This window comes from Macrococcus animalis (genome assembly GCF_047425875.1).
Classification (GTDB): domain Bacteria; phylum Bacillota; class Bacilli; order Staphylococcales; family Staphylococcaceae; genus Macrococcoides; species Macrococcoides animalis.
In genome coordinates this window covers 748,337-762,908 of record NZ_CP179727.1, presented here as the reverse complement: position 1 = coordinate 762,908, position 14,572 = coordinate 748,337, and the positions used below count along the sequence as shown (strand labels likewise).

The 14,572-nt window shown below is 33.2% G+C and carries 14 protein-coding genes and 1 pseudogene; 13 read left to right on the top strand and 2 right to left on the bottom strand.

What is annotated here, in order from left to right; all coding sequences use genetic code 11:
• Positions 1 to 16: 16 nt before the first annotated feature.
• Positions 17 to 988 (bottom strand): ornithine cyclodeaminase family protein, encoded by a 972-nt coding sequence (locus ACMGE9_RS03890; protein ID WP_414043949.1) that lies wholly within the window; start codon positions 986 to 988, stop codon positions 17 to 19.
• A 10-nt stretch (positions 989 to 998) separates the two neighbouring features.
• Positions 999 to 2,290 (bottom strand): annotated as a pseudogene (locus ACMGE9_RS03885) (MFS transporter).
• Positions 2,291 to 2,510: 220 nt separating this feature from the next.
• On the opposite strand from ACMGE9_RS03885, the gene ACMGE9_RS03880 reads away from it, so the two are divergent.
• The 13 genes from ACMGE9_RS03880 to ACMGE9_RS03820 all read left to right on the top strand — a co-directional run bounded on the left by ACMGE9_RS03880 (position 2,511) and on the right by ACMGE9_RS03820 (position 14,562).
• On the top strand, positions 2,511 to 3,494 hold the full coding sequence (locus ACMGE9_RS03880) for a LacI family DNA-binding transcriptional regulator (RefSeq protein WP_414043948.1): 984 nt from the start codon (positions 2,511 to 2,513) through the stop codon (positions 3,492 to 3,494).
• 108 nt (positions 3,495 to 3,602) lie between these two features.
• Positions 3,603 to 4,925: a short-chain fatty acid transporter gene (locus tag ACMGE9_RS03875; RefSeq protein WP_414043947.1), complete on the top strand. Its 1,323-nt coding sequence runs from the start codon at positions 3,603 to 3,605 to the stop codon at positions 4,923 to 4,925.
• Positions 4,926 to 4,938: 13 nt separating this feature from the next.
• On the top strand, positions 4,939 to 6,117 hold the full coding sequence (locus ACMGE9_RS03870; RefSeq protein WP_414043946.1) for an acetyl-CoA C-acetyltransferase: 1,179 nt from the start codon (positions 4,939 to 4,941) through the stop codon (positions 6,115 to 6,117).
• 18 nt (positions 6,118 to 6,135) lie between these two features.
• Positions 6,136 to 6,834: a CoA transferase subunit A gene (locus ACMGE9_RS03865; protein WP_414043945.1), complete on the top strand. Its 699-nt coding sequence runs from the start codon at positions 6,136 to 6,138 to the stop codon at positions 6,832 to 6,834.
• Positions 6,835 to 7,473 carry a 3-oxoacid CoA-transferase subunit B gene (locus ACMGE9_RS03860; RefSeq protein WP_414043944.1) on the top strand — a complete coding sequence of 213 codons (639 nt, stop codon included), beginning with the start codon at positions 6,835 to 6,837 and terminating at the stop codon, positions 7,471 to 7,473.
• 46 nt (positions 7,474 to 7,519) lie between these two features.
• Positions 7,520 to 8,932 (top strand): GntP family permease, encoded by a 1,413-nt coding sequence (locus tag ACMGE9_RS03855; protein WP_414043943.1) that lies wholly within the window; start codon positions 7,520 to 7,522, stop codon positions 8,930 to 8,932.
• Between the two features lie 11 nt (positions 8,933 to 8,943).
• Positions 8,944 to 9,705: a 3-hydroxybutyrate dehydrogenase gene (locus ACMGE9_RS03850; RefSeq protein ID WP_414043942.1), complete on the top strand. Its 762-nt coding sequence runs from the start codon at positions 8,944 to 8,946 to the stop codon at positions 9,703 to 9,705.
• A 16-nt stretch (positions 9,706 to 9,721) separates the two neighbouring features.
• Entirely contained in the window at positions 9,722 to 10,639 is a 918-nt protein-coding gene (locus tag ACMGE9_RS03845; protein WP_414043941.1) for a 3-hydroxyacyl-CoA dehydrogenase family protein, read from the top strand.
• A gap of 367 nt (positions 10,640 to 11,006) precedes the next feature.
• Entirely contained in the window at positions 11,007 to 11,471 is a 465-nt protein-coding gene (locus ACMGE9_RS03840; RefSeq protein WP_414043940.1) for a PTS sugar transporter subunit IIA, read from the top strand.
• Positions 11,464 to 11,742, top strand: a complete 279-nt coding sequence (locus tag ACMGE9_RS03835; protein ID WP_414043939.1) for a PTS sugar transporter subunit IIB — start codon at positions 11,464 to 11,466, stop codon at positions 11,740 to 11,742. Before ACMGE9_RS03840 ends, ACMGE9_RS03835 begins: the two co-directional genes overlap by 8 nt.
• Before the next feature lie 14 nt (positions 11,743 to 11,756).
• Positions 11,757 to 13,016, top strand: coding sequence for a PTS ascorbate transporter subunit IIC (locus ACMGE9_RS03830; protein ID WP_414043938.1), 1,260 nt, complete (start codon positions 11,757 to 11,759; stop codon positions 13,014 to 13,016).
• A gap of 18 nt (positions 13,017 to 13,034) precedes the next feature.
• A complete protein-coding gene (gene dapA / locus ACMGE9_RS03825) occupies positions 13,035 to 13,946 on the top strand; it encodes a 4-hydroxy-tetrahydrodipicolinate synthase (RefSeq protein WP_414043937.1) in 912 nt (303 codons plus the stop codon).
• Positions 13,933 to 14,562, top strand: a complete 630-nt coding sequence (locus ACMGE9_RS03820; protein WP_414043936.1) for a ketohydroxyglutarate aldolase — start codon at positions 13,933 to 13,935, stop codon at positions 14,560 to 14,562. The genes dapA and ACMGE9_RS03820 overlap by 14 nt, the downstream gene beginning before the upstream one ends.
• The last annotated feature ends 10 nt before the right edge of the window (positions 14,563 to 14,572 follow it).

Sequence of the window (14,572 nt, the reverse complement as noted above, 5' to 3'; positions counted from 1 at the left end):
AATGGTTCTTTCAATTTTATTTTTTCAATTCAATTAACTTCTGATAAGCCCCAACGGTCACTGCCAAATCATAATAGGCAGCGCCAACGGATTTGAAGATGGTTAAACCGTTCGTATCAGTGATCTCATCAATATCTTTCAAAGCATAAGCCTGATTAAAGGAGAATTTATTTTCCTTTGCTGCTTGTATAAATTCTCCAGCTTCATGTTGTGCCCCTTCGAAATCATCAATTACAATCACTTTTGCATTTTCAATCGCTTGAATATCAATCTCACGCATTTCAGGTAAGTAAGATCCTACACCATTGATATGTACATTTGATTGAATGTCCTGATAATTGAATACTGCTGTTTCAGAGCGTGTTGCGCAGTTAATAATATCTGCGTCTTTTACTGCTATTTCTATATTATCAGCGATTATAATATCACATTTTACTTCTTTATTTTCTAGCTTTTCTTTAAAGTCTATTGCTTTATTCTTCGTTCGATTATATAAATTAATCTTCTTAATTTCTCTCACTTCTAATACACCTAAAACCTGTTCAAATGCCATACCTCCAGTACCAATTACAGCAAGTACTGATGCATCTTTTGGTGCAAGATGGTCTGTTGCGATACCACTCATTGCACCTGTTCTTAGTCTAGTGAGGTAGCTACTTTCTAACATTGCAATATGCTGGCCAGTTTTCAATTCTGATAACAATGTTGTTCCTTGGGAAACTGGTTTATCTGTATTATTTGGGAATATTGATATCGTTTTTAATATTGAAAAATGATTGTGTGTATTCACACATGGAATATAAAGCATTGAATCTTTTGTACCAGGCAATTCAATGACGGTACGTTCTTTATTGATTACTTTCCCTAGTTTCAAATCAGATAAATTCGATCTTACGTCTTCAATAGCTTCTTTCATGGAATACTGCGCTTCAATAGCTTCTTTCATGGAATACTGCGCTTCAATTTCTTTATCACTAAAAAACTTCATTATTTACCTCCTAGTTAATAGTGGTGTGAGCTAAATCATCAGCTTTTTTATTCTTGATCGATAATACTGAAATGATTGAAATAATAGCTATTAAAATAATGTATATTGCAACTGGTACATACGAACCATTGAATTTACCCATTAAATATTCGGCAATCATTGGTGCTGTTCCACCGGCTAATGCTGCGCCAATCTGATAGCCTAATGTGACGCCAGTGTATCGAACTTCTTTATTAAATACTTCTGAGAACATAGTTCCTAATACTGCGGTAATGGGAGACCAAATGACACTTAAACCAATTACAGTGGCAATGAGTACAGCTAAAGTTGATTTTTGTTCAAGTAACCAGAAATATGGAAAACTATAGAGTAGCATTGCAAATGCACCGATTAAGTATAATTTTTTTCTGCCAACTTTATCACTTAGCTTACCGTAAAGAGGAATTAATATTGTTGTTAGTACTGCAGATGCCATTACAATAAGCATAACAGTTTCAAATTTATGGCCAAGTCTCTCTGTAGCATATCCAACTACGAAAGTACCAAAATGTAGAATGGTGCCGTTTCAACAAATTTTGCACCACTTGTTATTAACACTTCTTTCCAGTGATATTTCAGTGTATGAAGTAAAGGTACTTTTGGAGCCTTCCCACTTTCTTGAACTTCCTTAAAATCAGGTGTTTCATCTAATCCTTTTCGAATCCATAGTCCAAAGAATACTAATACACCACTTAGAATAAATGGAATTCTCCAACCAAAACTATTAAATTGTTCTTCAGTTGTTACTGCAGTCATAATATAGAATGCTAAAGAACCTAAAACCATTCCGATTGTAACGCCCATCTGAGGCACACTACCAAAATAACCTCTTTTTTCAGCTGGTGCATATTCCGTTGCTAATAATAATGCACCGCCCCATTCACCACCAATGCCTAACCCTTGAATTAGACGACAAAGTAAGAGGAGTAGTGGTGCTGCGATTCCGATTGTTTCATAATTAGGTATAAATCCAATTGCAACTGTTGCAATCCCCATGAGTAACAATGTCATGACTAACGTTTTCTTTCTTCCCATTTTATCCCCAATATGCGCAAAGAAAATACCACCGAATGGTCGAATAAAGAATGATAATGCAAGACCAAAGTATGCAATCAAGTTTGAAACAGTAGGGTCATCAGTAACAAAGTATTGTTTACTGAAAATAATACTTGCAACAGATGCATATAAAAAGAAATCAAACCATTCGATAGATGATCCTATCAAACTCGCGCCCAACACTTTTTTCTCAAGTTTTTTCTCCATAAAAATATCCCCCTTGTGTATAATTAAGTCACATTAAATATTATTTAAATCAATTATAGTAATTAAGTGAATATTCTGTCAATTTCATAATATTATTTTGCGTTTGAAGTTAGAAATAAAATATTATCAAATACAGGTATTAATTACGAAATTCCATTGACAGAATTATCAGACAATGTTTAACTTATAAATGTAAACGTTTACTTTAAAGAGGTGCAGAATGGTTTCATCAAAAGAAGTCGCAAAACAAGCAGGGGTCTCTCAATCAACTGTATCGAGGGTAATCAACAATCCCAAATCAGTCAAAAAAGATAAAAGAGAAAGAGTAGAAAGGGTCATGAAGGAACTCAACTATAGACCTAATTCTATCGCGCGTTCTCTTATCAGCAATAAAACAAACCAAATATCATTAATTTCCGGCACATTAAATAGCCCATTCTTCGTCGAGTCTACTAAATACATTGTTGATTATGCCAGTGCACATGGCTTTCACGTCAATGTTTATTTCGAAGAAGAAGCGAAGATGAATAATGTCTATGATAATGTATTTGCGAACACGACTGACGGGATTATTTTGTCTTCTATGTATTATGAGAGTGAGCATTTCGAAGAATTCGAGAATCTAAATATTCCATACATTATGTATAATCGTAAACACAAAAATGGTGGGAATTATGTTGAAATGGATAACTATAATGCTGGAAGAGAAGCTGTAAAGTTTCTTAAGTCAAAAGGGCATGAGAATATATTATATTTAGGTGGTTTGCTGAATAAATCTACTTTTAAAGATAGATTGTCAGGCTATAAAGATGAACTTAAAAATCAAGGTATGCCGATTAATGATGAAAACATTATTGTTACGCAAGAGACATATGATTCCATCGAACCGATTTTAATTGATATGTTCAATAGAGAAAACAAACCTACTGCCATATTTGCAACAACAGATATGATTGCGTTATTTGTATTTGATATCTTAAGTGAGCATGGTTATAGTATACCGGATGATTTTGCATTAATTAGTATTGATAATACTGAAACGATGCAACATAGACATTTTAATTTAACGTCAATAGGTGTGAAAACAGAAGAAACTATGGCGCAAGTAGCTATTACTAAATTGATTGATGCAATTGTGAATAATGAAAAGTTAGATTGCCAGTTAACATTACCGATTCAAGTTTTTGATAGGGGGACAGTTTAAAATTTTATGAACTTTTGAATACGTATTCAAACTGTGTTCTGATTATTTTTGAATACGTATTCAAATTATAAATTAATTTCAGAAAAATCAGACAAAGGGGATGTTTGAATGAAGGCTTTGACACGTCTTTCGACGAGATTAATGGAAAGATTTTTACCAGATCCACTTGTAATCGTTATTTTATTAACCCTGTTTGTTTATGGTATTGGCATTTTTACAACGAACACCGGACCTGTTGAAATGATTACATTCTGGGGCGATGGTTTTTGGGCACTATTATCATTTACGATTCAAATGGCTTTAATTTTGTTATTAGGACATGTCATGGCGATGAGTAAACCATTTAGTAAATTGCTACGTTGGTTAGCACGTTTACCGAGAACTGCTGGTCAAGCGATAATAATGGTTTCATTTGTTGCTGCACTTGCTTGTTTTATTAACTGGGGATTTGGTTTAGTGCTAGGTGTATTATATGCGAAAGAAGTTGCAAGAGTTCGTGATGATACGGATTACAGATTATTAATTGCAAGTAGTTACTCAGGGTTTTTAATTTGGCATGGTGGTTTATCTGGTTCAATTCCATTAACGATTGCTACTAAAGGTCATCCATTCGAAAAGCAAATGGGTTTAGTTCCTGTAAATGAAACGATTTTCTCGCCATGGAATTTATTATTAGTAGCTGTGTTAATGATTAGTATTCCAATACTAAATTATTTTATGCATCCAAAGAAAGAAGATCGTTTCATCATTGATAAAAATTTACTAGTGGAGAATACGAATCATGAGGAAGTTATAGATAAGTCTAAGTTGACGCCAGCTGAAAGAATCGAACATAGCGTTATATTAAATTATTTAATTGGTTTAGTTGGACTCATTTATATTGTTTATTTCTTTATGAAAAATGGCTTTAATCTCAATTTAGATATTGTTAATTTTATTTTCTTATTTGTTGGATTAATTCTACACGGTACACCAAGAAATTATATCGATGCAGTGAATGATGCTGCTAAAGGTGTCGGTTCTATCTTAATTCAGTTTCCGTTTTATGCTGGACTAATGGGAATGATGACGCAATCAGGTGTAGCTAAAAATATTACAGATACTTTCTTAAATATTTCCAACGAACAAACTTTCCCGGCACTCGCATTCTTAAGTGCTGGTGTTGTTAACTTCTTTGTACCGAGTGGTGGTGGACAATGGGCTGTTCAAGGCCCAATTATGATTGAAGCAGCGAAAGAACTTGGTGTAAGTAATGCTGTGATGTCGATGGCTATAGCTTGGGGAGATGCTTGGACAAATATGATTCAACCGTTCTGGGCTTTACCTGCGCTAGCTATTGCTGGATTGAAAGCAAAAGATATTATGGGTTTCTGTTTATTTGTATTGATACTTTCAGGAGTCATTATTTGTGCAACATTCTTAATTATTTAAGGGGGATTTAGTTATGGAAAAGGTAGTAATTGTTTCAGCTTTTAGAACAGCGATTGGTTCTTTTGGAGGGACATTAAAGGATATTCCTGCACATGAAATGGGAGCAAAGTTAATTGAAGCAACAGTGAAGCAATTAAATTTAAATGAAAATGAAGTGGATGAAGTCATTCTTGGAAATGTATTGCAGGCGGGGCAAGGACAGAATCCAGCACGTATAGCAACAATCAATGGTGGTTTGAATCAATCTACTTCTGCAATGACGATTAATAAAGTATGTGGATCTGGCTTAAAAGCGATTGAATTAGCCTATCAATCTATATTACTTGGTGATAATGATGTTGTCATAGCGGGTGGTATGGAGAATATGTCACTATCACCGCATGTGTTAGAGGGCACTAGGTTTGGATTCAAAATGGGTGACCAAAAATTAAAAGATACGATGATTTATGATGGTTTAACTGATTACTTCAATCAGTTCCATATGGGAATTACTGCTGAGAATTTAGCAAAGAAGTATTCAATATCTAGAGAAGAACAAGATGAATTTGCACTCGCTTCACAAGAGAAAGCAAATAAAGCGATTGAATCAAACAGGTTTAAGGATGAAATTATTCCAATTGAAATACCATCACGCAAAGGTGATCCTACGATCTTTGATACTGATGAATTCCCAAGAGCAGGATTGAAGATTGAGAGTTTAAGTAAGTTAAGACCAGCATTTAAGAAAGAGGGCTCTGTAACTGCAGGAACGTCATCAGGTATTAACGATGGTGCGGCATTACTTTGTTTAATGACAGAATCAAAAGCTAAAGAAAAAGGTTTAGAGATTTTAGCAACGATTGAAGGATTTGGTAAGAGTGGTGTTGATCCTGAGATTATGGGTATCGGCCCAGTCGATGCGGTCAAAGAAGCGTTGAAAAAAACAAAACACTCATTAGATGAAATTGATTTAATTGAGAGTAATGAAGCCTTTGCTGCGCAAAGCTTAGCTGTTGGTAAAGATTTAAAGTATGACTATGAAAAAGTTAATGTTAATGGCGGGGCAATCGCATTAGGACATCCAATTGGAGCATCTGGTGCAAGAATATTAGTCACTTTATTGCATGAAATGAAGAAAAGAGATTGTAAAAAAGGTTTAGCAACATTATGTATAGGTGGCGGTCAAGGTATCTCAATCATTGTATCAAGATAATAAAAGGAGGCAATTCACATGAGTAAAGTAATTCATGATATCAATGAAGGCATTAAAGATTTAAAGGACGGTATGACATTAGTTGTTGGTGGATTTGGTTTATGTGGTATCCCAGAGCATTCTATAAATGCAATCAAAGAAAAAGGGACTAAAGGTTTAACAGTGGTCAGTAATAATTGTGGTGTAGATGACTTTGGTCTTGGTTTATTACTACATGACAAGCAAGTTGATAAAATGATTAGCTCTTACGTTGGTGAAAATAAAACTTTTGAAAGTCAGTATTTAAATGGTGAATTAGAAGTTGAATTGACACCACAAGGAACATTAGCTGAAAAACTTCGTGCTGGAGGAGCAGGTATTCCAGGTTTTTATACTAAGACAGGTGTAGGTACACCCATAGCTGAAGGTAAAGAAACGAAAGAATTTAATGGTGAAGAATATCTATTAGAAGAATCTATTGTTGGCGATTATGCATTAGTGAAAGCATGGAAAGCTGATAAGTTGGGCAATTTAATTTATAGAAAAACAGCAAGAAACTTTAATCCGTTATGTGCAACAGCAGGTAAAATCACAATTGCTGAAGTAGAAGAAATAGTTGAAGTGGGCGAACTTGATCCAGATCAGATTCATACACCTGGCATTTATGTTCAACATGTTTATTTAGGGGAGCAATTCGAGAAAAGAATTGAACGTACTGTATTAAAGGAGGAGAAATAAATGGCAGATAGAAGTGTAATTATTAAGCGTGCTGCACAAGAGATTAAAAGTAACATGTATATCAACTTAGGAATTGGTATGCCTACTTTAGTTGCAAATGAAGCAAATGATAATGTGGAGAATGTTTTCTATCAATCTGAAAATGGATTATTAGGTATTGGACCATATCCTACTGAAGCAGAACTTGATGCTGACTTAATCAATGCAGGAAAAGAGACAGTAACAGCAGCAAAAGGTGCCGTTTACTTCGACTCTGCTGAAAGCTTCGGTATGATTCGTGGTGGACATATTGACCTTGCAATACTTGGAGGAATGGAAGTGAGTGAATCAGGAGATTTAGCAAATTGGATGATTCCAAAGAAACTGGTTAAAGGTATGGGAGGTGCTATGGATTTAGTCCATGGTGCAAAGTCAGTTATCGTCGTGATGGAACACATGAATAAACACGGAGAATCAAAAGTAAAATCGGAGTGTACATTGCCTTTAACAGGTAAGCAAGTTGTCGATAAATTAATTACGGATTTAGCAGTGTTTGAATTTGTCGAAGGGAAAATGTATTTAACTGAATTATTGAATGGTACAACTGAAGAGTATTTGAAAGAAAACACAGAAGCGAATTATGAAGTAAAACTAAAATAAAAACTAAATAAAAACAAAGGGACTTTTTAAGTTAGGGTGGGATTGTATGGACTTACTGATTGTATTATTAGCACTTGGATTATTAATGTTTGTAGCATATAAAGGATACTCTGTTATTTTATTTGCACCTTTATGTGCCTTATTAGCGGTTTTATTAACAAACCCTCATCATATGCTTCCGTTTTTCTCAGAAGTATTTATGCTGAAAATGTCAGGATTTATTAAGAGTTACTTCGCAGTATTTTTATTGGGAGCAATATTCGGTAAAGTCATTGAACTTTCAGGTATTGCAGAAATAATTGCAAAATTTATTGTAAGAGTGATTGGCGCGAAAAATGCGATTGCTGCAATTGTTATTTTATGTGCAGTATTAACTTATAGTGGTGTGAGTTTATTTGTTGTTGTATTTGCTGTGTATCCATTTGCAAAGAAATTATTCCAAGAAGCAAATATTACAAAAAGACTTATACCAGGAACGATTGCACTTGGAGCATTTAGTTTTACGATGGATGCGTTACCTGGCACACCACAAATTCAGAATGTTATACCGACACCATTCTTTAAAACTGATATATATGCAGCACCTATTTTAGGTGTGTTAGGTAGTATATTTGTACTGATACTAGGTTTAGCTTATCTAGAATGGAGTAAAAGAAAATCGATTAAAAATGGTGAAGGTTATTATGGTATTAATAATGAAATCGTTGAAGAAGAAGCCAATGTTGAATATGGTGAAGATGTAAAAGGGATAAAAGTATTATTAGCATTTCTACCATTAGTATTAGTTGCGGTTACTAACAGGGTATTAACAAGTTACTTACCTAAAATTTATGGCGAACAATTTAAGTTTGATGGTACTGGTGTGAAAGACACGCCACCAATTGAGATTAAATCAGTTATTGCAATCTGGTCCTTAGAATCAGCGTTATTATTAGGAATTCTATCAGCATTATTATTTAACTTTAAACGTGTAACATCTCAATTTAAAGTTGGAGTAAATGCTGCAATTGCCGGAAGTTTACTAGCTGTAATGAATACAGGAGCTGAGTATGGCTTTGGTGGTGTTATTGCCGCTTTACCAGGATTTAAAATGATTAGTAACGGTATTTCAAGTGCAATTGATAACCCATTAGTAAATGGTGCTGTAACAACTACTGTATTAGCAGGTGTTACAGGTAGTGCATCAGGTGGTATGAGTATTGCGTTAGGTGTCATGGGGGAATCATACGTTAAGATGATTGAAGCAGCAAATATTTCACCAGAAGTGATGCATAGAGTTATTTCAATGGCATCAGGTGGTATGGACACATTACCACATAATGGAGCAGTGATCACATTACTTGCTGTAACCGGTTTAACACATAAACAATCGTATAAAGATATATTTGCAGTAACAGTCATTAAGACATTAGCAGTATTCTTTATCATCGGTATTTACACGTTAACAGGATTAGTATAGGAGGAATAGATATGAAGACTGCAATTATTACAGGTGCCGCGTCAGGTATTGGGTTAGAACTTACTAAAACATATATAAATGAAAACTATAATGTTGTAATGGTTGATATTAATGAAGAAAAATTAAAAAGTGAAGCAATAAATTTTAATCAAGAAAACGTGTTAACGGTACGATGTGATGTAACAAATGAGAATGATATAAAAAATGTAGTAGAATCTGCAAAGTCACATTTTGGAACGATTGACGTGCTAATTAACAATGCAGGACTACAACATGTAAGTATGATTGAAGATTTTCCTAGTGAAAAATTTGAAATGATGATCAATATCATGTTAATCGCACCCTTTAAGTTTATTAAGTATGTATCACCGATTATGAAACAACAAAATTACGGTAGAATCTTGAATATGAGTTCAATCAATGGCGTCATAGGCTTTAGTGGTAAAAGTGCCTACAATTCAGCTAAACACGGTTTAATTGGTTTAACTAAGGTTGCGGCACTTGAGTTAGCGACAAACGGTGTTACCGTCAATGCAATTTGTCCTGGATATATTGACACACCGCTTGTAAGAGGGCAAATGGAAGACTTAGCGAAGACAAGAAACGTATCAGTAGAACAAGTTTTAGATGAAGTCATCTATCCATTAGTGCCTCAAAAGAAATTAATCGATATTCAGGAAATTTGTGATTATTGTATATTTTTAAGTAAGGAAACAACAACAGCTGTAACAGGACAAAGTATCATCATTGATGGTGGTTATACTGTCCAATAAAAATTGAGGTGATTATATGTCAGTCACAATATTAGGTGCAGGTATTATGGGTAGAACAATTGCTCTGTCCTTTGCTTTAGCAAATATTAAAGTTAAATTGTTTGATGTGAAAAAAGAAAGCTTAGAACTTGCACATAATAAAATAAACGAGCATTTACAAATCCAAAAAGAATATAAGTTAATTGAAGATTCAACTGTTGTTATGAATAATATTACATTCATAGAGAATCTTGAAGAAGCAGTAAGTGAAAGTGATATCATTATCGAAGCTGTGCCTGAGGTCTTAAGTATTAAAGAACAACTTTATCACGCCTTAAGTGAACTATTATCAGAGGAAGTTATTGTTGCATCCAATACTTCTACATTTAGTTTAGAGAAGTTACAAAAGCTATATCAACATCAAAATAAAATCTGTATCACACATTATTTTAATCCCGGACACCTTGTACCGTTAGTAGAAGTTGTGACAAATTCTATGTCTGAAGAAGATATCAATTATGTGAGGTCATTACTAGAACAATGTGGCAAAGAAGTGATTATATTAAGACAAGATATCGATGGATTTGTAGCGAATAGATTACAAGCAGCGCTACTTAGAGAGGCATTTAATCTAGTAGAAAATAATATTGCAACAATAGAAGATATTGATAAAGCAGTGAAATATGGCCCTGGCTTAAGATGGGCATTAAATGGTCCTTTTGAAATTGCAGATTTTGGTGGACTTGATACATGGGATAAAGTGGTTTCAAATCTATTCCCTGACTTAAGTAATAGACAAGATACACCAGAAATACTGACTGAGAAAAATGAGATTAATGAATTAGGAACAAAAACAGGAAAAGGATTCTACGATTATTCTAATGTAGATTTAGTAAATGCCGAAAAAGATCGTGAGAAGCAATTGATTGAAATATTGATTACTAAGAATAAATAATTTTTAGCCCAGATTAAATTTCTGGGCTATTTTGTTTGATTATAAAAAATAAAAGAAATACTTATTATTAAATTATATTCATAAAGTTTTATGTCCAACCTTTTTGAAAAGGGATTTCATAATTAATATATCAATTTTTAGAGTTCAGTGATTTCTATATAAATATTAAGAATTGAACTCAAAACTATTATTTATTGTTCTTTTTTGTAGAAATCAAATCAAGAATCGAATTTAATCAAATAGTTAGTTACAATTATTTCTGAACTTTCGAAAATATATGGTTAGAACGTGTATTGTAACCGCTTACTACCGAGGATATGATGAAAGTGTAGAAATTATACTTCATTAGAAATAAAGGAGGTTTATCATGTTAAGCGAAATTTTAGAAAGAGATTCAATTTTACTTGATTTAGAAGTAGAAGATTTTAAGGATGCAATTAGAAAATCGACTAAGCCTTTAATTAAAAACAATTCTGTTAAGCAAAGCTATGTTGACAAGATAATTGAAATATATGACGAGACGGGTCCTTATATTGTAATAACTAAAAATATTGCATTACCACATGCACCATCAGATTCAGGCGTTAATAAAACTAATATTGGTTTTTCAAGATTAAAGACACCAGTAATTAGTCATCACAAAACTAATGATCCTGTAAAATTTCTATTTCCACTTAGTGCACAAGATGGTAATGCCCATTTAGAATTATTATCTGAACTCGTAACATTATTAAGTGATGAATCGTTTATTGAATTTATTGAAGAAGTAGAATCACCAGAAGCATTATTAAAATTTATTGAAGAATATGAAGGAGGAAATGAAAATGTATAAAGCATTAATCGCATGTAGAGCAGGTGTAGGTTCAAGTCTCATGTTAAAAATCAAAGTTAAGGATGTAGTAAAACAAAATAATTTTCCAATTGAAGTGGAACATGCATCATTAGATGCAGTTCAAGGTTACAAAGGTGAATTTATTATTACAGTAGCAGATGTAGCAGACGAATTATCAGGTAAAAATTTACCTCAAACAATTATTGGTATTAATAATATCGTAGATAAAAACGAAATAAAAGAAAAGTTGGAAAAAGCATTGAAATTATAAGGGAGGAATGATTTATGGATTTTATTGTTAGCTTTCTAAGCACGCCAGCTGTCCTGCTAGGAGTTGTTGCATTTATTGGTTTAATGGCTCAAAAAAAAGACGCTAGTGAAGTAATGACTGGGACATTTAAAACAATAATTGGTTTCTTAATTTTTGCATCAGGCGGTATGATAATGACTGGTGCATTACAAAATTTCAATAAACTATTTCAATCTGGGTTTCATATTCAAGGAGTAGTTGCTTCTCCTGAAGCGGCAACTGCATTAGCGCAAACAGAATATGGACTCGTTACAAGTTGTATTTTAATTTTAGGATTTGTAATGAACTTAGTTATTGCGCGTATCACACCGTTTAAAAATATCTTCTTTACAACTGGGCACAGTTTATTCTTTGCTTGTGTACTCGCCTTAATTTTCAAAGCTCATCATTTTTCAGATTTAAACGCTATATTATTGGGTGGATTATTGTTAGGTTTCTTCTCAGCATTTTTTCCACAATTATGTCAGCCGTTTATGAGAAAAATTACTGGAAGTGATGATCAAGCAATTGGTCATTTTAATATGATTGGATATGCACTTTCGGGTTTGATTGGAAAACTATTTTCAAAACATAAAGAGCAAACAACAGAATCTATTAAATTCCCTAAATGGTTATCTATTTTTAGAGATTTCTTAATGGGAGTAGCCGTTGTAATGTTAATCATTTTCTATATTGCAACATTAAAAGCAGGTAAAGATGTTACTCAAGAACTTGCAGGAACACAACATTGGTTAGTATTTCCATTTGTTCAGGCATTTACGTTTACTGCTGGTATGTCAATCTTAATGTCTGGTGTGCGTATGTTCTTAGCTGAAATTACTGAAGCATTCGTTTCAATTTCAGAAAAATTCATTCCTAACTCTAAACCAGCATTAGATGTTCCAACTGTTTTCCCATATGCACCAACAGCTGTCTTAGTAGGATTTATTTCATCATACGCTGCTGGTTTGTTAGGGGTAGCTATCATGGCCATCTTTAAATTCCCTGTAATTATTATTCCAGCGGCACATATTTGTTTCTTCTCTGGTGGTACTGCAGGTGTGTTTGGTAACTCAACTGGAGGATGGAGAGGAGCAATAGCAGGTTCATTTGTCGCAGGATTATTACTTGTATTCTTACCAACTGTATTGTACCCAGTTTACGGAACATTAGGAATAGAAGGATCAACATTCCCGAATATTGATTATAATATTACCGGTATTTTATTAGATAAATTATTATCACTATTCAATTAATAATTAGGAGTGATATAAATGCGTATTAAAGGAATTATCACTGCAATGGTTACACCTCAAAACGTTAATGGAATCGATGAAATTGCTACAAGAAAAATGGTCAATAATTTGATTGAAAAAGGTGTTCATGGACTATTTATACTTGGAACGAATGGAGAATTCTTTTCGATATCTAAAAACGATAAATTGAAATTTGTAAAAATTGTAGTAGATGAAGCTAAAGGACGTGTACCTGTGTTTGCAGGTGCAGGTGCAATATCTACTACAGAAAGTATTGAACTAATTAATGAATTTGAAAGTATCGGTGTAGATGCTGTTTCGATTATTACACCATATTTAATAAAATTATCACAAGAGGAACTTTATTATCATTATCAATCAATAATTGAAAATACTAATGTTCCAATTATTTTATATAATATTCCTCAGAATACAGGTATCAATATTGAAGTAGGGACGCTTGAAAGATTAGCAGAAAGTCCTAAAGTAATAGGAATTAAAGATAGTAGTGGAAATCTAGATAATTTATCAAATTATATCAATTCTATTAATAGAAGGGACTTCTCAGTACTCGTTGGTTCAGACTCTAAAATATTAGCTGCATTAAAATTAGGTGCAAGTGGAGCAGTTTCTGGAACTTCTAATGTTCTTACTAAGACGAATATTGCTATTTATAATTCATTTGAAAAAAATAATATTGAAAATGCTCAACATTATCAAGAATCTCTTGAAGACTTTAGAAGAATATTAAAATTACAAACTGTGCCTAGCGTATTGAAAAAATGCTTACAAATGATTGATCTTGAAGTTGGTAAGCCATATTTACCGGTTTTACCGGTGAAAGATGATGCAAATATTCAAGAAATATTCGAAACACTTGATCAATATAAGAAAATTGAAGGGTGGAGTGAGATAAATGCTAAAGCATGAAGTACTTAAAAAAATTATAGATGAAAAATTAATGGCAATCATTAGAGTAGAAACAAATGAAAGAGCAGAAGAAATTGTTTCAAGTTGTATTGCAGGTGGCATTTCTACAATGGAAATTAGTTATACTAACAATAACGCTGGTGAAGTTATTAAATTTTTACGTGAGAAATTTGAAAAAAAAGCATTAATAGGTGCTGGAACAGTATTAGATAGTGAAACGGCTAGGCATGCTATATTAAATGGAGCACAATTTATTATTGCACCTAACTTTGATATTGGCGTAGCAAAATTATGTAATAGATATCAAATCCTTTATATGCCAGGTTGTAGTTCTATGACAGAAATTGTAGTCGCATTAGAAAATGGTGCTGATATGATTAAGGCTTTTCCAACGTCTTCTATGTTCGGTCCTAAGATTGTTAGCACTATCAAGACACCACTACCGTTTGTTCCAGTACTATCCTCAGGAGGAGCAAATTTTGATAACATTAAAGAATGGCTGGAAAATGGTGTGGATTGTATAGGCATAGGAAGTTTACTATCTAAAGGTGATAAAGATACGATTTTAAATAATGCGAAACAATTAAGGGAAATCGTTAATACGAATAATCATTAGTTTAGTCTAG

What these genes read in the sequence shown, in the direction of transcription:
- ACMGE9_RS03890 (WP_414043949.1), bottom strand. Translation starts at nt 988, where the DNA reads ATGAAGTTTTTTAGTGATAAAGAAATTGAAGCGCAGTATTCCATGAAA.
- ACMGE9_RS03880 (WP_414043948.1), top strand. Translation starts at nt 2,511, where the DNA reads ATGGTTTCATCAAAAGAAGTCGCAAAACAAGCAGGGGTCTCTCAATCA.
- ACMGE9_RS03875 (WP_414043947.1), top strand. Translation starts at nt 3,603, where the DNA reads ATGAAGGCTTTGACACGTCTTTCGACGAGATTAATGGAAAGATTTTTA.
- ACMGE9_RS03870 (WP_414043946.1), top strand. Translation starts at nt 4,939, where the DNA reads ATGGAAAAGGTAGTAATTGTTTCAGCTTTTAGAACAGCGATTGGTTCT.
- ACMGE9_RS03865 (WP_414043945.1), top strand. Translation starts at nt 6,136, where the DNA reads ATGAGTAAAGTAATTCATGATATCAATGAAGGCATTAAAGATTTAAAG.
- ACMGE9_RS03860 (WP_414043944.1), top strand. Translation starts at nt 6,835, where the DNA reads ATGGCAGATAGAAGTGTAATTATTAAGCGTGCTGCACAAGAGATTAAA.
- ACMGE9_RS03855 (WP_414043943.1), top strand. Translation starts at nt 7,520, where the DNA reads ATGGACTTACTGATTGTATTATTAGCACTTGGATTATTAATGTTTGTA.
- ACMGE9_RS03850 (WP_414043942.1), top strand. Translation starts at nt 8,944, where the DNA reads ATGAAGACTGCAATTATTACAGGTGCCGCGTCAGGTATTGGGTTAGAA.
- ACMGE9_RS03845 (WP_414043941.1), top strand. Translation starts at nt 9,722, where the DNA reads ATGTCAGTCACAATATTAGGTGCAGGTATTATGGGTAGAACAATTGCT.
- ACMGE9_RS03840 (WP_414043940.1), top strand. Translation starts at nt 11,007, where the DNA reads ATGTTAAGCGAAATTTTAGAAAGAGATTCAATTTTACTTGATTTAGAA.
- ACMGE9_RS03835 (WP_414043939.1), top strand. Translation starts at nt 11,464, where the DNA reads ATGTATAAAGCATTAATCGCATGTAGAGCAGGTGTAGGTTCAAGTCTC.
- ACMGE9_RS03830 (WP_414043938.1), top strand. Translation starts at nt 11,757, where the DNA reads ATGGATTTTATTGTTAGCTTTCTAAGCACGCCAGCTGTCCTGCTAGGA.
- dapA (WP_414043937.1), top strand. Translation starts at nt 13,035, where the DNA reads ATGCGTATTAAAGGAATTATCACTGCAATGGTTACACCTCAAAACGTT.
- ACMGE9_RS03820 (WP_414043936.1), top strand. Translation starts at nt 13,933, where the DNA reads ATGCTAAAGCATGAAGTACTTAAAAAAATTATAGATGAAAAATTAATG.